This window comes from Nocardioides sp. WS12 (assembly GCF_014108865.1).
In the GTDB taxonomy this organism is placed as follows: Bacteria; Actinomycetota; Actinomycetes; order Propionibacteriales; family Nocardioidaceae; genus Nocardioides.
The window spans coordinates 3,233,128-3,249,583 of record NZ_CP053928.1; the positions used below are offsets into that span (position 1 = coordinate 3,233,128).

The 16,456-nt window shown below is 67.6% G+C and carries 14 protein-coding genes; 5 read left to right on the forward strand and 9 right to left on the reverse strand.

What is annotated here, in order from left to right:
• The first annotated feature begins 117 nt into the window (after positions 1–117).
• The gene (locus HRC28_RS15775) at positions 118–2,064 is read left to right on the forward strand and encodes a GMC family oxidoreductase N-terminal domain-containing protein (protein ID WP_202033092.1); all 1,947 of its coding nucleotides are present in this window, start codon (positions 118–120) and stop codon (positions 2,062–2,064) included.
• On the opposite strand, the gene HRC28_RS15780 is transcribed toward HRC28_RS15775, so the two are convergent.
• Genes HRC28_RS15780 through HRC28_RS15790 form a run of 3 tightly spaced genes read right to left on the reverse strand, consistent with a single transcriptional unit; the run spans position 2,055 to position 4,655 of the window.
• Positions 2,055–3,161 (reverse strand): ferredoxin--NADP reductase, encoded by a 1,107-nt coding sequence (locus tag HRC28_RS15780; protein ID WP_237111517.1) that lies wholly within the window; start codon positions 3,159–3,161, stop codon positions 2,055–2,057. The two genes, HRC28_RS15775 and HRC28_RS15780, sit on opposite strands and share 10 nt — an antisense overlap.
• 45 nt (positions 3,162–3,206) lie before the next feature.
• Positions 3,207–3,509: a hypothetical protein gene (locus tag HRC28_RS15785; RefSeq protein WP_182376423.1), complete on the reverse strand. Its 303-nt coding sequence runs from the start codon at positions 3,507–3,509 to the stop codon at positions 3,207–3,209.
• A 6-nt stretch (positions 3,510–3,515) separates the two neighbouring features.
• The gene (locus HRC28_RS15790; protein WP_182376424.1) at positions 3,516–4,655 is read right to left on the reverse strand and encodes a Rieske 2Fe-2S domain-containing protein; all 1,140 of its coding nucleotides are present in this window, start codon (positions 4,653–4,655) and stop codon (positions 3,516–3,518) included.
• Positions 4,656–4,693: 38 nt separating this feature from the next.
• On the opposite strand from HRC28_RS15790, the gene HRC28_RS15795 reads away from it, so the two are divergent.
• Positions 4,694–5,881: an acyl-CoA dehydrogenase family protein gene (locus HRC28_RS15795; RefSeq protein WP_182376425.1), complete on the forward strand. Its 1,188-nt coding sequence runs from the start codon at positions 4,694–4,696 to the stop codon at positions 5,879–5,881.
• A 9-nt stretch (positions 5,882–5,890) separates the two neighbouring features.
• Positions 5,891–6,940 carry an acyl-CoA dehydrogenase family protein gene (locus HRC28_RS15800; protein WP_182376426.1) on the forward strand — a complete coding sequence of 350 codons (1,050 nt, stop codon included), beginning with the start codon at positions 5,891–5,893 and terminating at the stop codon, positions 6,938–6,940.
• Here HRC28_RS15800 and HRC28_RS15805 read toward each other — a convergent pair whose 3' ends face one another.
• Both HRC28_RS15805 and HRC28_RS15810 read right to left on the reverse strand, forming a co-directional pair.
• Entirely contained in the window at positions 6,941–7,861 is a 921-nt protein-coding gene (locus HRC28_RS15805) for an MBL fold metallo-hydrolase (RefSeq protein ID WP_182376427.1), read from the reverse strand.
• Between the two features lie 5 nt (positions 7,862–7,866).
• Positions 7,867–8,520, reverse strand: a complete 654-nt coding sequence (locus HRC28_RS15810; protein ID WP_182376428.1) for an SDR family NAD(P)-dependent oxidoreductase — start codon at positions 8,518–8,520, stop codon at positions 7,867–7,869.
• Between the two features lie 87 nt (positions 8,521–8,607).
• Between HRC28_RS15810 and HRC28_RS15815 the strand changes: the two genes are divergently transcribed.
• Complete coding sequence (locus tag HRC28_RS15815; RefSeq protein WP_182376429.1) at positions 8,608–10,035, forward strand: hypothetical protein; 1,428 nt, start codon at positions 8,608–8,610, stop codon at positions 10,033–10,035.
• Here HRC28_RS15815 and HRC28_RS15820 read toward each other — a convergent pair.
• From HRC28_RS15820 to HRC28_RS15835, 4 genes are all read right to left on the reverse strand, one after another.
• Positions 10,025–11,161 carry a hypothetical protein gene (locus HRC28_RS15820; protein ID WP_182376430.1) on the reverse strand — a complete coding sequence of 379 codons (1,137 nt, stop codon included), beginning with the start codon at positions 11,159–11,161 and terminating at the stop codon, positions 10,025–10,027. The two genes, HRC28_RS15815 and HRC28_RS15820, sit on opposite strands and share 11 nt — an antisense overlap.
• 91 nt (positions 11,162–11,252) lie before the next feature.
• Entirely contained in the window at positions 11,253–12,686 is a 1,434-nt protein-coding gene (locus tag HRC28_RS15825; protein WP_182376431.1) for a hypothetical protein, read from the reverse strand.
• Between the two features lie 14 nt (positions 12,687–12,700).
• Entirely contained in the window at positions 12,701–13,807 is a 1,107-nt protein-coding gene (locus HRC28_RS15830) for a nitronate monooxygenase family protein (RefSeq protein ID WP_182376432.1), read from the reverse strand.
• Complete coding sequence (locus HRC28_RS15835; RefSeq protein ID WP_182376433.1) at positions 13,807–15,435, reverse strand: acyl-CoA synthetase; 1,629 nt, start codon at positions 15,433–15,435, stop codon at positions 13,807–13,809. Before HRC28_RS15835 ends, HRC28_RS15830 begins: the two co-directional genes overlap by 1 nt.
• Before the next feature lie 46 nt (positions 15,436–15,481).
• Between HRC28_RS15835 and HRC28_RS15840 the strand changes: the two genes are divergently transcribed.
• Positions 15,482–16,297, forward strand: coding sequence for a crotonase/enoyl-CoA hydratase family protein (locus tag HRC28_RS15840; RefSeq protein WP_182376434.1), 816 nt, complete (start codon positions 15,482–15,484; stop codon positions 16,295–16,297).
• Positions 16,298–16,456: the final 159 nt, after the last annotated feature.

Below are 16,456 nucleotides of genomic sequence, written 5' to 3' on the forward strand. Positions count from 1 at the left end.
ACCCCATTGCTGGGACGACCGGAATGCGGGAGGGACGTTTTACCGCTCCCCTTCAACACCGCAGAGTTTATCACCGGAGCGCTTATCACATGGCATCAACGCGCCTAGAGTCCACCCGTGACCTTCACTCCGCGTCAGGTCCGGGCCATGGGCCTGATCGCCGACACGTTCGCCGCCCGAAGTGACGGCATTCCGTCCCCGACCGACGTCGGTTCGCACGAGCTCGCGCTTTCCATCGCTGCCGCCAATCCGCGGCTCGGTGAAGTGCGCCAGCTGAAGGGCCTGCTGGACCTGTGGGACACCCGGTCGCTCGGCCTGGCTCTGACCGGGAAGCCGCGCCGGTTCTCGCAGTTGAGCCAGGGCGAGCGCGAGCAGGTACTCCTGTCGCTCTCGGACTCGCGGGTCGGCGCCAAGCGGGTGCTGTTCCAGGGCCTGAAGGGCGCCTCGCTCCTGCCGTACTACATGAGCGCCGGCGCACCGCTGTGGGACCGGATGGGTTACCCGGGGCCGCTCGGACTGGTACCCGACGCGCCCGCCTCCCCCATCACGCCGCTCACGATCGACCGCGACACGGCCATGAGTTGCGACGTCGTGGTGGTCGGCTCCGGCGCCGGCGGTGGTACGGCGGCCGGCGTCCTGGCCGCAGCAGGGCTCGATGTCGTCGTACTCGAGGCGGGTGGGCAGCACGACCAACGGGACTTCGACGGCGGCGAGGAGTCGGGCTTCATGAACCTCTACGCCCTCGCCCCGCAGAGCACCGCCGAAGGGCAGGTGGCGCTGATGGCGGGCAAGGGCCTCGGCGGCGGCACGGTCGTCAACTACACGACCTCGTTCCGCACCCCGGATCACGTCCGTGAGGAATGGGCCTCCCACGGCGCCAGCCAGTTCGCGACCAGCGAGTACGCCGCCTCGCTGGACGCCGTGTGCGCCCGGCTCGGCGTCAACACCGACCACGACAAGGCGGCCCCGCGCGACGCGATCCTGGAGCGCGGCGCGCGAGCTCTCGGCTGGGACGTCGCGGCGATGCCGCGCAACGTGCTCGGCTGCGACCAGGACGTCGAGTGCGGACGCTGCGGCATGGGCTGTCGCCTCGGGGCGAAGCAGTCGACTGCGACGACCTGGCTGGAGGACGCTGCGGCGGACGGCGCCAGAATCTGTACCGGTGTCATCGTGCGCACAGTCACGACCAGCTTCGGCCGGGCAACGGGTGTCGAAGGCACCACGACAGACGGGCATCGCGTGCAGGTACGGGCCCGGGCCGTGGTCGTCGCTGCCGGCGCGATCCAGACGCCGGCGCTGTTGCAGCGCTCCGGTCTCGCCAACCCGAACATCGGCCGTCACCTGCGCCTGCACCCCGCCACCGCACTGTGGGGCCGGATGGAAGAACCGGTCGACGGCTGGGTCGGCGCCATGCAGAGTCGGTACGTCGACAAGATGACGGACCTCGACGGCAACGGCTACGGCGTCCTCTTCGAGACCGCGCCGATGACCCCGGCGCTCAGCACCGGGTTCGTCAACTGGCGCGGATCCGACGACTTCCGCCGCCGGATGAACGAGCTCAGGTCAACGGTCGGCATCGCGATGATCGTGCGCGACCGTGACCCCGGTGGCACCGTCACGACCGGCAAGGACGGCGAGCCGGTGGTCCGCTACGAGCTGTCGCCGCGCGACACCGAGCACCTGATGCAGGGCATGGTCGGTGCCGCGAAGATCGCCGAGGCCGCGGGCGCGAAGTGGATCGCCTCGCCCCACCACAAGACCGTCAGCTACGAGCCCGGCGTCCGCGGAACCATCACCAGTTTCGAGGCCGACCTCCGTACCGCTGGAGCCGCGCCCGCGACCATCGCCCTCGCCGCCCTGCACATCATGGGCAGCGCACGGATGGGTGGCTCCGCCGAGACCTCCGCAACCGATCCCGACGGACAGACCTGGGACATCGAGGGCCTGTACGTCGCCGACGGCTCGAGCTTCCCCACGGCATCAGGCGTCAACCCGATGATCTCCATCGAGTCGATCGCCCACATGACCGCGACCCGGCTGGCCGCACGGTTGTCTCAGCTGTAGGTGACCTTCACGGTGTCCGTGGTCGGCACCGACTGGCACCCGAGGCGGATCCCGTCGTCGAGGTCCTCCTTGTCGAGCACGTCGTTGTGGAGCATCCGGACGTCGCCCGCCAGCAACCGGATCGCGCACGCCGAGCACTCCCCCTCACGGCAGGAGTACGGCGCCTTGACGCCCTTGCTCTCGAGGAAGTCGAGCAACGTCGTTCGGGGGTTCCAGTCGTCGAACGTGAACTCCTCGCCGTCCAGTTCGACCTCGACCTTGACCGGACCGGCAGGCGCATCGGCGAAGTCGTCGGCACCGTCGTCATTCCCGTCGGCGAGGGCGATCTCGGCCGCGGCCTGCTGCCGCATCTCTTCGATGTCGCCGAACGGGTTGCCGCCGAGGGAGACGAACTTCTCCTGGTGGCGCTGGGAGCGCGGGACCTCGAGCTCCTTGAGGACGGTCGTGACCATCTTCATGAAGGGCGCGGGACCACAGACGAACGCCTCGCGGTCGAGGTAGTCGGAGCAGAACGCCTTCATCTGCTCGGCCGTCGGCAGGCCCTGGACGGACTCGAGCCAGTGGATCACCTGGAGGCGCTCGGGGTTCTCGGCCGCGAGACGCGAGAACTCGTCTGCGAAGATGACCGACTTCTCGTCGCGGTTGGCGTAGAACACGACGATCTTGCCGGTGCCCTCGGCCAGCGCCGTACGGGTGATCGACATGATCGGCGTCACGCCGGATCCGCCGCCGAACAGCAGGAGGTCGTTGTCGATGGACGCCGGCGTGAAGATGCCGGACGGCGGCAACACGCGCAGCGTGTCACCGACGGCGAGGTTGTCGCAGATCCAGTTGGACGCGAAGCCCTCGGCCGTGCGCTTGACCGTGACCGTCAGTGGGCCGCCGTCGTGTGGGCTGCTGGAGAGCGAGTAGCAGCGGGCGGCGATGCCGGTCTGGTCGCTCGGCACGGCAACGGTGAGGAACTGGCCCGGCTTGTAGGCGAACTTCTCCTCCGAGCCAGCCGGCACGGCAAAGCTGATCGACTTGGCGTCGGCGGTCTCCTCGACCACACCGACGACGTCCAGCACAAAGGACTCGATGTCCACGGAACTCCCCACACCTGATTCTGTTGAAGCGACTTGATGGCGATTCGAATGCCCGGCTCAGTAGCCGTCGATCGCACCGATCGGGACATCTCCGGCCCGAACAGCGTCATCGATGCTAGTCATCATCCGGGAGCAGGGCTTGTGCACGTCCCGCCTGCCGGTCCCCTGATCCTGTCGCGCAAACTCTTGACAATTCGCCCGGGCCTCGGTGCTCCACTGGACCGAGGTCTGGTGGTCGCTGTTCTTCTTGACCCTGACCGTGGCCAGGCAGTCGAGGCAGGCGACGTCGACGAGCCGCGCCTCGGTGTAGAGCTTCTGCTCCTCGAGGGTGTCCGGGCTCGCTGGTACGAAGGAGGACATGGTGGGCTACGCGTCCGCCGGTGTCCCGGCCGTTTCGGCCGCCACCTTGGCGAGGTTCTCGGCGACCTCGGCGTGCCAGAACTCGTTGGCCTTCGTCGTGTCGACCTCGAACTCGAACCGGTCGACCATCTCGGGCTTGATGTCCGCGACGTCGACGTAGAACTGCTCGTACCAGCGGCGCAACTGGTAGACCGGGCCGTCCTCCTCGCACAGCAGCGGGTTCTGGACGGCGACCTTGTTCTCCCAGATGGCGACGTCCTGGAGGAAGCCGTCGCCGAAGGACTCGGTGTACTTCTCAGCGATGTAGTTGACGGTCTTCTCGTCGAGACCTTCGGGTTTGCGCACCGCGATGCCGTACTGGAGCGTGAAGGACTCCGGTCCCGTCGGGATGTGGCAGTTGATCAGGATGACCTCGGTGACGAAGCCCTTGTAGTCGACCTCGAGCCAGTTGATCATGTACGACGGCCCGTAGTAGGTCGCCACCGACTTGAGCATCGAGTCCTCGTCGCCGTACCCGCCCGACATGTCGGGACGGCCCTTCGACTCCATGAACTGGGTGGCGGTATTGCCGTCGAAGACGTTGCGGAAGCTCGTGGGGAACGCGAAGTGCACGTAGTAGAAGTGCGCCATGTCCGCGACGTTGTCGATGAGCTCGCGACAGTGCGATCCGTTGATCTGCCGGACGTGCCACGACCACGGCGTGTACTTCTCCGTCATCACGTCGGGCAGCTCAGGCGGCAGCAGATCGTGGTCCGCGGCGGAGCCCTCGGGGTCGTTCCAGATCAGCAGCTGCCCGTTGCGCACAGCCGTCTCGTAGCGCTGCGTGCGCGCACGCAGCGGCACTCGACGGGCGTAGGGGATCTGCTTGCACTTGCCATCGCCGCCCCAGCGCCAGTCGTGGAACGGGCAGGCGACCTCGTCACCCTTGACCTCGCCCTGGGTAAGATCCCCGCCCATGTGGCGGCAATAGCCGTCGAGGACGTTGAGCTCGCCCTTCGAGTCCTGCCAGACGACGAGCTTGGTACCGAAGCCCTCAATCGCGTGCGGCTTGCCGTCACGGAAGTCGGCAGCGAGGCCGAGGCAGTGCCAGCCGCGCGCGAAGCGCAGCGGTGCGGTTCCCTGATCCAGAAGGCGAGTGTCCGTCATACTAGAACACGTTACAGTTTTGTGGTTACCCTAGCAACATGCACATCGATCTGGAGCCGCAGCAGATTGCCCTGCGCGAAGAGCTCCGCGAGTACTTCGCACAGTTGGTCACCCCCGAGATCCGCGCCGGCCTGGCATCCGCGACGGGCGAGTTCGGCGAAGCGGGCGTCTATCGCGACGTCATCCGCCAGATCGGCACCGACGGCTGGCTGGGCATCGGTTGGCCCAAGGAGTACGGCGGCCAGGCCCGCTCCATGGTCGAACAACTCATCTTCACCGACGTGGCCGCCATCGCCGGCGTACCGATCCCCTACCTGACCCTCAACACCGTCGGGCCCACGATCATGCGATTCGGCAGCGACGAGCAGAAGGAGTACTTCCTCCCGAAGATCCTGGCCGGCGACCTGCACTTCTCGATCGGCTACTCCGAACCCGGCTCGGGCACCGACCTCGCCTCGCTGCAGACGAAGGCCACGCTCGAGGGCGACGAGTGGGTGATCAACGGCCAGAAGATGTGGACGTCCCTCATCCAGTACGCCGACTGGCTCTGGCTGGCTTGCCGCACCGAGCCCGACGCGTCGCGCCACAAGGGCCTGTCGATGATCCTCGTGCCTGCGCAGGCCGAAGGTGTCTCCTACACGCCGGTCCACACCGTGGCGAGCGTCGGCACCTCTGCGACCTATTACTCCGACGTCCGCGTCCCTGCCGAGAACGTCGTCGGCGAACGCGGCGGCGGCTGGGCTCTGATGACCAATCAGCTCAACCACGAGCGGGTGGCGCTCACGTCGGCCGCTCCCCTCCAGCACTCGCTGACGTTGGTCAAGGACTGGGCGCGCGAAACCCGCAACCCCGACGGCTCTCGCGTGATCGACACCGAATGGGTGCAGATCGCGCTCGGCCGGGCGCACGCCCGGATCGAGGCGCTGACGCTGATCAACTGGAAGCTCGCCGCCGACGCCGATCACGGCGTTGCGCTGTCTCCCGCGGAAGCGTCGGCGACCAAGATCTACGGCTCCGAGCTCGCCACCGAGGTCTATCGCGCGCTGATGGAGGTCGTCGGCCCGCACGCCGGCATCACGGGCGACTCCCCCGGGGCTGCCCTGGCCGGGCGGCTCGAGCGCTTCCACCGTTCCTCACTGGTGATGACGTTCGGTGGCGGCACCAACGAGATCCAGCGCGACATCATCGGCTACATCGGACTCGGCCTGCCGGCCGCGAAGCGCTGAGAGGCGACCATGGACTTCCTCTTCACCCCCGAGCAGGATGAAGCCGCCGAGCTCGCGGCGCAGATCCTCGCTGACAAGACGACCAACGACCGCCTCAAGCAGGTCGAGGCCGGCGGCGACCGCTTCGACCGCGACCTGTGGGCAGACCTGGACACCGCCGGCCTGCTGACCCTGCACGTCCCGGAGCAGTACGGCGGCGCCGGCCTGGGCCTGATCGAACTGGCCCGGGTCCTGGTCGAGGTCGGCCAGCGCGTGGCACCCGTTCCGCTGGCCGTGCACGGAGCCTGCACCGCACTGCTGTCCGAATTGGGCGTCGACCCCGGCACGAAGCTCCACGCCGCTGCGGTGGCCGAAGAGCGCGCGCACCTGCCTGCTGTCCCGGTCGTCACCGCCGATGGTGCGGGCGCCCTGACCGGCACCAAGACGCTCGTCCGCGCCGGCATGGCGGCCGACACCTACCTGGTCACCGCCGCCGGCCCTGACGGGCCGGGCGTGTACGTCGTCGATGCGACCGCGCCCGGCATCGAACGGGTCGCGCAGAAGACGAGCGATGGCGACCTCGCGGCCCAGGTCACCTTCACGGGCGCGTCAGCGACCCGGGTCGGCGACGCGTCGACCGCGACACGTCTCGGCGAGTTGCTCATCACCCTGGCGGCGGCCGAGCAGCTCGGTGTCACCGAGGGCGCGTTGAAGCTGACGGCGTCGTACGCGAAGACACGGGAGCAGTTCGGCCGTCCGATCGGCACCTTCCAGGCGGTCTCGCAGCGCCTGGCCGACGGCTTCATCGACGTACTCGGCCAGCGGCTGACGCTGTGGCAGGCGGTGTGGCGCCTCCAGGAGGGCCTGCCGGCCGCGACCGAGGTCGCCACCGCGAAGCTCTGGGCCGCCGACGCTGGTCACCGGATCGCCCACACCACTGTCCACGTGCACGGCGGCGTCGGCATCGACATGGACGGCGAGGCGCACCGCTACTTCACCAGCGGCAAGCGGTTCGAGTTCCTGTTCGGCGGAGCCACCGAGCAGGCGCTGCTGATCGGCCGTGCTTTCGCGGCCAACTAGTCACACGAGACCGCGCCAGGGGTCCTCGCGCTGCCAGACCTTCGGGAAGTGCAGCGCGACCCCCTGCGCGGTCGCGAGTTCGTCGAGTACCCGCATCGTGACGTCGAGGTCGTCGCCCGCGTAGGGAAGCGCGCGCAGCGGCTGGTCAAGGGGACGGAAGAAGTCGTCCCAGTGGGTGAGGACGACTCGTCGCGCACCGACGGTCTCGACCGTCTCGGCCCAATACGTCCGGATGTAGTCCTCGTTCTGGATCCCGAGTTGGCCGACCCCGAGGTAGGCGACATCTGCCTGCCGTCCGGCGAGCGACCCGGCGACGTACCCGGCACTACCCTGGAGCAATGCGGTACGACCGCTCGTGTGCTCAACGAGGATCGACCACGCCTCGCCGCACTTGTAGGCGCCGGTCTTCACCGGGGGAACCAGCGGTTCGGTCACGACGCCCGGGAAGCGGTCCGGCGGGCAGTGGTGCGACTCGACCAGGGTGAGTGTGAAGGCGCCGTACGTCATCGGTTGGCCCGGAATCGCCACTTTGATCCGGTCCGCAGCGAGGCCATGACCCCGGCCGATGTTGGCCGTCGACTCGCCGCCGACCAGGACTGCACCGGTCCGGTCGGCCACGACCGCCGAGTCCAGGGCGTGGTCGTAGTGCGTGTGGACGGGCAGTACGGCATCGAGCTGGTCCACGCCGGCGCGGGCCAGACACCGGGCGATCCGGTGCCGGTCCGGCGCCATCTTGCCGACCGCCGTCCTGAGCAACGGCGGACGCGAGAAGAACCCGTCAGTCATCACCGCCGAGGAACCGTCATCGAGCAGCAGGCTCGCGACGCCGAGGAAGGTCACCCCGAACGCGCCTTCGGCCTCGGGTACGTCGAACCGGTCCGCGTAGTCGGCGAGGTCAGGGCGGCCGAGTTTGAGGCGCATTCCGGTCAGCCCGTGTAGGGAAGCTCGGTCTGCCAGCCGGACTCGTCCTGCTCCACCGCGGCACGCAGTGCGAGGGCGACGTTGTCGGGCGTGAACGCGCCCTCCTTCGCCAGCATGCCGCGCACCGTCACCGAGACAGCGCGAATGCCGTCGTCCTTGAGGGTCGCGTCGATGCTGCGGACGAGGTTCTGGACGCCGGCCTTCTGCACGCCGAGCGAAGCGGCACCGAACCACGGAGAGTCGGCGGCCATGCTGCCGGTGACGGAGATCCGGGCGCCGCTGTTGAGGTAGGGGCGCGCCGCCTGCACGAAGGTGAGCAGAGCACCCACGCCGAGGCGGACGTCCTCGAGCAGTTCGTCCGGGGTCAGCGTCAGCGGGTCCTTCTCCCGGTACGCCGACGGGTTGAAGTGGATGACGTCGAACTGGCCGACGTGCTCCCCCATCCGGGTCACCGCCGCACGGGTGGCGGCGTCGTCGGTGAGGTCGACGACCGCCGTACCGGCGGTGCCCCCGGCCGCCTCGACCTCGGCACCCAGCGTTGCCAGGACGCCGTCCTCGGCGCCGAGGAGTCCGACGCCGAAGCCCTCGGCGGCGTACAGCCTGGCCAGCGAGCCACTCACACCCGGACCGGCACCGGCGATCAGCACATTGCGCGTCATGCCCCCATTCTTGCCCCATCGCACTTGCCGCGTGACCCGGGCCAGCGTTTCCTTGAGGGAGGCTGCCGCACGACCACGGAGGCCGCATTGCCGGACCAATCACGGCGCTCGGGAGCCGGCACCTTGTGGCTCGGGGCGCACGCGCGCTCCGAGCATCAGTTGTCCCTGCAGTTCGGTCTCGACGACCTGAGGTTCACCGCGTCCTACTGGTACGAGGACGTCGATCTGATCGACCTCGAGCACCGGTACGGACCGGAACTGCTGGACAGGGTCTACTTCCACCTCGCAGCGTTCACCGCGAACACCCTGGTCAGCCTGCAGCCCGCGTCCTTCGACCCGGGCCCCTACCAGCGCCACTGCACACCGGAGTTCTGGTCGCTGTGGCGGCAGGTCATCCACGGCGTGTGGGCGCAGTGGCGCTTCGAACACGACCTGTCTGACTACGAAGGGCCGGACCTGCTCCGGTCGCCCGCCGAAGCCGTCCCGAACCCCACCTCCATCAGTGACGCGGGCGTACCGAGAATCCTGGCGTTCTTCGGTGGCGGCAAGGACAGCGTCGTCTCCCTCCGCTTGCTCCAGCAGGCCGGCATGCCGTGCGACACCCTCGTCTACTCCAGTTCCACCTACGGCTGCGCCGAGAAGCAGCACGCCCTGTGCAGCACCCTCCTCGACGCCCTCGACCTGCCTGCCGACCAGCGTCGCCGCATCTGGTCGTACGACGACCTGGTCGACAGTCCGGTCGCGCGACTCATGCCGCAGCGCGACCTGCTGCCCCTCACCGCAGCGGAGACCCCCGCATCGGTGTTCGCCGCCGTACCCCTGGTGCTCGCGCACGGGTATCGCGGTCTGTCCCTGGGACACGAGCGCAGCGCCGACCAGGGCAACGCGGTGTGGTCGCCGACCGGAGACGAAGTCAATCACCAGTGGGGCAAGTCCGCGGAGTGCGAGCAGGTCCTCGCTGACTATCTGCGCACCCACCTCGTCGACAACTGTCACTACTTCAGCCCGTTGAAGGCGGTCCACGACCCGCTGATCTTCACCCTGCTGGCCGCCGAACCGGACGCCATCCCGTTCACGCACTCCTGCAATGTGGAGAAGCCATGGTGCGGCCGCTGCGCGAAGTGCGCGTACGTCTGGCTCGGCTACAGCGCTTACCTCCCTGCCGACGTCGTCACCCGGACATTCCACGGACACGGCAACCTGTTCGACCATCCCGCCAACCAGGTGTGGTTCCGGCAACTGCTCGGCCTGTCCGAGCACACGCCGTTCGAGTGCGTCGGCGGGATCGAGGAGACGCGGCTCGCCTTCGCGTTGTGCCAACGCCGTGGCCTTCGTGGCGTGGCGATGGATGTCTTCGAGCGTGAGGTGCCGCCGGTGGACGTCGACGCCCTGCTGGCCCGGTACCTGGACGTCGCTTCACTGGGCGACTGGTGCCCACCGGCGTGGAGGGAATCGCTCGAGGGCCGCTTGCGTGATGCTGCGGCCGAGGCCCGACCCCGGATGGCTACTTCTTGAACGAGCGGAAGCCGACGTAGTCGTAGTGGTCCCACTTGCTGGCGTCCATGTGGAGCGAGATCGACAGGATTCCGACGCCCTCGGTCGCGTTCATCGCACTGATGAAGAGGTCGTGGCCGACGTTGAGCCCGGTGTGGCCGGACGCGCCCTTCACCTGGTTGTGGAACGAGACCAGGTCACCGGTCTGGGCGAAGACACCCGGCTGCAGTTCCTCGGGATTCTTCGTCTCCTTCGTCTTCTCCCACTGTCCCTTCGCGTTCTTGATGTGTTTCTCGAAGATGCCGCCGGCCAGGAGGTACTTGGCGATCACCTTGCCGCGTCCGTCGAACTCGAAGATCTCCGCCACTGACTTGCCGTCCGCGGCGAGATGGATCAGTTGCGAGTACGGGAAGTGCTTGAGCTCCTTGCCAGGTTCGAGCCGGGCCGTGCCCTTGTCGACGTCCGCGGCCAGGTCGTTCGCCTTGTAGGACCAGGTCTTGTCGGACCCGTAGAACGGGTACTTCGACTTCCCGATCGCTCCGCCTGACTTGGCCAGGTACGCGTCGGCGACCAACTTGTTGCACTTCCACGCGTTCTCTCCGAAGGCGCCCGTGCTTCCGGCGACACCTGGATTCTTCGCCCCTTCGGTGCCGGAGTCGGTGTCGGTCTTCATCCACGACTTGTTCTGCGCGCTCGGGGTCCCGGCGACCTTCTCCATGTTGAGCTTCTCCGCCGAGAACACGATCGCCTGCAGTCGAGCGGGCAGCTTGTCGAAGCTCTTCACCGCGGCGATCTCGCCTGCGAGGTCGTTGACCGCCGCGAGCAGTCGGACGTGGAAGCCCGAGTCGTCGCCGTGTGGACCGGCAGACCCATGCAGGGTGGCGTAGGCGAGCATCTTCTTCAACGCAGCCGCGGCACGCTTGTGACCGGCCTTGTCCAGCGCATCGACCCGGACGGCACCGACGGTGCCGAGGATCATCGCGCGGACGCTCTCCCCGAACCGCTGCACCGTGGCCTGGTTGCCGGCCCAGCGCTGCAGCGTGGTGACGTGGTGGACGTCGGCCGGCCACGTGCCCGGAGAACGGTTGGGCATCGTCGGCGCCCGCAAGACCGTCGGAACCTGAGCCGCGGTGCGCGGCTCACTCACCCCGCCGCGGGTACGGCGAGGCTCAGCGGGCGATCTGGTACGCATCCCTCCCATCGTCGGCCTGTTGCCGGCAATGCGGAAGGGTCCGTCGTCAGTCGATCAGGTCCTCGACTCCGTTGGTCAGTCGCACGACGTGGAAGCCACTGGTGCCGTCGGTGTACCAGACACTGCGCCCGACCGGATCCCACGCGGGTTGGGAAAGGGCGCTCGCGCCGCCCTTCGAAGGCTTGTTGAAGTAGGCGACTTCGCGTGGGTTCTCCACGTCACTGATGTCGAAGATCCGCAACCCGGACCCGACCATCGAGCACGCTGCCAGGTTCGGCGCGTCCCGGCGCGGGACCGAGCAGTAGTGCGCCGAGTAGCCACCGATCGGCAAGCCACTGCCCGGATCCTTGAGCACCTCAGGCGTCCGGTTCACGGCCTGGTGCACCTCGAGTCGGATGTCCGAGACCAGGGCCGGGCTCTCCGGGTCCGTGACATCGATGATCCGGGCACCACCGACCGGGCTGTTCTTGAAGTCGACCGTCCATCCGTCACCGAACCAGTCGGTGAACTCATCGACCTCGAGCACGTAATTGCGGCCGTCTCGGTGGAACGGCTCCGCGACCTGCGGGATGGAGATCCCCGGCCAGTCGATCTCCGACAGGAGACTGACCTGTGGCTTCGTGACCCGGTCCTGGACCTGCGACACGTCGTAGATCTGGAGGCTCGGCTTGTCGAGGATGGAGTTGGACGACGGGGTGCCCATGTTCGCGACGTACATGGTGTTGCCGTTGTCGGAGAACCGGAGGCCGTGGGCAATGACCCCCGACTTGACGAGGACCACCCGCGGCCGCCGCGGGTCTGCCATGTCCACGGCGGTCATGGTGAAGCCCGCTGCGCCGGCGGTCCAGAACGTCTGGCCGTCGGGCGTGAATCCACTCTCGTGCCCGAGTACGCCGGAGAGTGTGGTCGAGAGGAGCTTCGGTTTACGGCAGTCGGTACGGACGTCGTAGACGTCGAGGATGCCCGGTGCGGTGGCGAGGGTGCCCATCACGCCCACCAGCAGTCCCCGTTCGGCGTTGACCAGCAACGACTCGTGCGGGCTCAACATGGCCGGAGTGACCAGGTTCGCGGTCTTGCGCGGCAACGCCGGGTTCGTCATGTCCAGCACCACGACGCCGAGCCCGGTGCCGTTGAGCAGGTTGCCGACCACGTCCATCCCGAGGATCCGGGTGGAGTCGTAGAACGCACAGGTGTGTCCCTGGGCGTCGGTGTAGCGAAGGGCCTTGAACCCGCCGGTCGTGCCGTGGCGGCCGACCTGCTCGGTGTTGCAGGTGTAACCGGCCAGCACCCGCCCGGAGTCGTAGTCCGCCTTCGGCACACGGCCCTGGAGATCCGTGGTCTCCGGACGCGACCCCGGACCGCAATCGGCTTCGGGCACAGCGGTGGGAGACACCTGGTCGTCGGCCGCAGCGAGGCTCCCTCCCACCGTGAGTCCGGCGACAGCAGCCGCAATGGCGATCCGACGTTGGAGAGCCCCCATGCCCGTTGCCCTCCTCATATTCCGGCGATGCCGTCCAGCTTCTTGACCGTCGACTCGAACTCCGCGACCAGGTCGGCGACGACCTCGGCCACCGGCCGCACCTCATTCATCCGGCCCACGATCTGACCGATCGGCATCGAGATGACGTCCGGGTCCCCGGAGGCGTTGATGCGGTTGTGGGCGTCCGCGACCAGCAGGTTCTGCAGCGGCATCGGAAGCGGCGCGGGAGCACCCTCTTCGTTCCATGACTCGGTCCACTTCGTCTTGAGCAGACGGGCCGGCTTGCCGGTGTAGATCCGGGTGCGCACGGTGTCGGACGACGTCGCACGCAGGAACGCGGTCTCCCAGCCCTTGTTGCCGGACAGGTTCCGGTACTCCTCCGTGCCGAGCCAGATGGAACCGGTCCACACACCCTGGGCGCCGAGCGCCAGGGACGCCGCGATCTGGCGACCCGAGCCGATGCCACCCGCGCCGAGCACCGGGACATCGGGACCGACGGCGTCGACGATGTCGGGCGTCAGCACCATGCTGGCGATCTCGCCGGTGTGGCCGCCTGCTTCGTAGCCCTGGGCGATGATGATGTCCACGCCGTTGGTGACGTGGCTGAGCGCGTGCTTCGGCGCACCTGCCAGTGCCGCGACCTTGAGGCCGGCAGCGTGGCACTGCTCGATGACGTCGACCGGCGGCGAGCCCAGCGCGTTGGCGATCAGGACCGGGCGGTGCTGCAGCGCGACGTCGACGTGCGAGCGCGCCATCGAGTGCAGCCAGCCGAGAACACCCTCGCGACCTTCACCCTCGGGCAACGGCGGGACACCGAGCTTGAGGAGCGTTTCATCGACGAACTTCTTGTGCTCGTCCGGGATGTACGCCGACAAGTCGGTCGACGTGCCCTCGGTGGGAATCTTCATCGGCATCACGACGTCGACGCCGTACGGCTTGCCGTCGGTGTTCTCGTCCATCCACGTGAGGACCCGCTCGAGTTCCTCGGTGTCGTTGAAGCGCACACAGCCCAGGACGCCGAGGCCGCCGGCGCGCGAAACGGCCGCAGCGACGTGCTCCGAAGGGGTGAAGGCGAAGATCGGGTACTCGATGCCGAAGGCATCACACAGTGCGGTCCGCATCAGACCGACACCTCCTCGGTGCGGCTCTCGAGCGCCAATTCCTTGGCGCGTGGGTATTGGGCCTTGCCGGTGGCGTTGCGCGGGACCTCCGCGACAAGGGTCAGCACACGCGGCAGCTTGTAGCCGGACAGGTGCGAGCGCAGGAAGGTCCGCAGCTCCTCCAGTTCGACGGTCGCTCCGGCGCGGGGCTCGACGACAGCAGCCACGGTCTGGCCGTACTTGTCGTCGGGGAGACCGACCACCAGGACGTCGTACACGCCGGGGTGTGCCTTGATCGCCTGCTCGACCTCTTCGGGGTAGACCTTCTCGCCGCCGGTGTTGATGCAGTTCGAGCCGCGGCCGAGCAGCGTGATCCGGTTGCCCTCCTCGATCCGGGCGTTGTCGCCGGGGATGGAGTAGCGGACACCATCGATCTCGATGAACGTCTTGGCCGACTTCTCGGGGTCCTTGTAGTAACCGACGGGCACGTTGCCCGAACGAGCCGTCCGGCCCACCTTGCCGACGTCGGTCACGGGGTCGAGGATCTGGTTGTCGTCGCCGAGGATCACCGTGGTCGGAGGAATCGAGACGACCGGTCCGTCAGTGGACAGGGCGCTGGCGTCCTGCAGTCCCGTGCCCTGGAAACCGGTCTCCGAGGAGCCGATGGAGTCGGTGAAGACCGCGTTCGGGAAGTGCTTCATCCAGCGCTCCTTCACCGACTTGGAGAAGATCGCTGCGCTGGACGCGATCGCGAAGAGCGTCTGGCCGGAGTAGTCGCCGGCTTCGAAGGCGTCGATCAGTGGCACCGCCATGGCGTCGCCGGTCATGAACATCAACTGCACGCCGTGCTGGTCGACCAGCTCCCAGGTGCGGATCGGATCGAACTTCGGCTCGAGGATGGTCACCTGACCGGCGAAGAGGTGCATCAGGAGCGACGCCTGCGCGCCGCCGTGCATCAGCGGGCTCAGCGGCAGGGTGACCAGGCTGTCCTGCAGCGCCTTCTGGGACTGGTCGTACTCCTCGAGCGGCTCGGCCGTCATGAAGTCGATACCACCACCGAGCACGCGCCAGAAGTCCTCGTGGCGCCACATGACGCCCTTGGGGAAGCCGGTCGTGCCGCCGGTGTAGATGATGTGGATGTCGTCGGCGCTGCGCTCGCCGAAGTCACGAGCGTCGGACTGGCCGGCAACTGCCTCTTCGACCAGGACGCCGCCGTACGACGACACCTCGCTCGTGTCACCCGGCTCCAGCGGGTTCGGTACGACGACGATCGTCTGCAGCTTGTCGAACTTCGGAGCCACCTCGGCGACCAGCGGCGCGTAGACCCGGTCGTGGACGAGACCGACGAGGTCCGCGTTGTCGAAGAGGTACTCGAGCTCGCCGGCGACGTACCGGAAGTTCACGTTGATCGCCACGGCCCGCACCTTGAGGATCGCGATCAGGGCGACCACGTGCTCGATGCTGTTCTTGGCATAGAGGCCGACGTGGTCGCCCTGCCCGATGCCCTGGGCCTGCAGGTAGTGCGCGAGCTTGTTGGACTCGGCTTCCAGCTCGGCGAAGGAGATGACGCGATCGCCCACCTGTACGGCGGGCTTCTGAGGGACGACGTCGACGGCATGTTCGAAGAGATCGGCGATATTCAAGGCCACGATCCGAGACTAGAACACGTTTCACTTTTTCGCTAGCGTGGTTCACATGTCCCCCACCGAAGACGCTGCCAACGACCGTGGACCCGACTGCCTGGTCGAGCAGGACGGTCACAAGCTGATCGTCACGATGAACCGTCCCGAGCGCCGCAATGCGCTCTCCGGCGACATGTTGCGCATCATGGAAGCGGCCTGGGACCGGGTGAACGAAGACCCCGAGATCCGCGTCTGCATCCTCACCGGCGCCGGCGGCTACTTCTGCGCCGGCATGGACCTGCAGGCAGCCGAGAAGAAGCCGCCGTCGGAGGCCTTCGAGTCCGGCGCGTATGACCCGACCGTCATCAAGGGCCTGCTCAAGGGCTTCCGGCTGACCAAGCCGCTGATCGCGGCCGTGGAGGGTCCGGCGATCGCCGGTGGCACCGAGATCCTGCAGGGCACCGACATCCGGGTCGCCGGTGAATCCGCGAAGTTCGGCGTCTCGGAAGCGCGCTGGAGCCTGTACCCGATGGGCGGCTCGGCGGTCCGACTCCCCCGCCAGATCCCGTACACCGTGGCAGCGGAGCTTCTCCTGACCGGACGCACGCTGCTCGCCCCGGAAGCGAAGGAACTGGGCCTGATCGGCCACGTCGTTCCGGACGGGCAGGCGCTGGCCAAGGCCCACGAACTCGCTGACATGGTCGCCGCCAACGGACCAATTGCCGTCCAGGCGATCCTGAAGACGATGCGCGACTCCGAGGGCAAGCACGAGGAGGACTGCTGGGCCGACGACGCGAAGGTCGGTGCACCCGTCTTCTCCTCCGAGGACGCCAAGGAAGGCCCGCGGGCGTTCCTGGAGAAGCGCAAGCCGGACTTCAAGGGACGCTGACGCCGCCCTTCAGGGCAGAGAAAGGTAAAGACTTTCCGATCTCTCTGGCGTCGACCTGACTGCAGGAAGATAGTGAGCACCGCACTCCTGCTTGTGCTCCCATCCCCCTATCGGCAGGTGGACTCCCGTGCGCCCTCGGAAACTTTTTGCTGCTCTCTC

Excerpts from the sequence above, each read along its gene's own strand:
- HRC28_RS15785 (WP_182376423.1), bottom strand. The coding sequence starts at position 3,509 with ATGTCCTCCTTCGTACCAGCGAGCCCGGACACCCTCGAGGAGCAGAAG.
- HRC28_RS15790 (WP_182376424.1), bottom strand. The coding sequence starts at position 4,655 with ATGACGGACACTCGCCTTCTGGATCAGGGAACCGCACCGCTGCGCTTC.
- HRC28_RS15795 (WP_182376425.1), top strand. The coding sequence starts at position 4,694 with ATGCACATCGATCTGGAGCCGCAGCAGATTGCCCTGCGCGAAGAGCTC.
- HRC28_RS15800 (WP_182376426.1), top strand. The coding sequence starts at position 5,891 with ATGGACTTCCTCTTCACCCCCGAGCAGGATGAAGCCGCCGAGCTCGCG.
- HRC28_RS15805 (WP_182376427.1), bottom strand. The coding sequence starts at position 7,861 with ATGCGCCTCAAACTCGGCCGCCCTGACCTCGCCGACTACGCGGACCGG.
- HRC28_RS15810 (WP_182376428.1), bottom strand. The coding sequence starts at position 8,520 with ATGACGCGCAATGTGCTGATCGCCGGTGCCGGTCCGGGTGTGAGTGGC.
- HRC28_RS15825 (WP_182376431.1), bottom strand. The coding sequence starts at position 12,686 with ATGGGGGCTCTCCAACGTCGGATCGCCATTGCGGCTGCTGTCGCCGGA.
- HRC28_RS15830 (WP_182376432.1), bottom strand. The coding sequence starts at position 13,807 with ATGCGGACCGCACTGTGTGATGCCTTCGGCATCGAGTACCCGATCTTC.
- HRC28_RS15840 (WP_182376434.1), top strand. The coding sequence starts at position 15,482 with ATGTCCCCCACCGAAGACGCTGCCAACGACCGTGGACCCGACTGCCTG.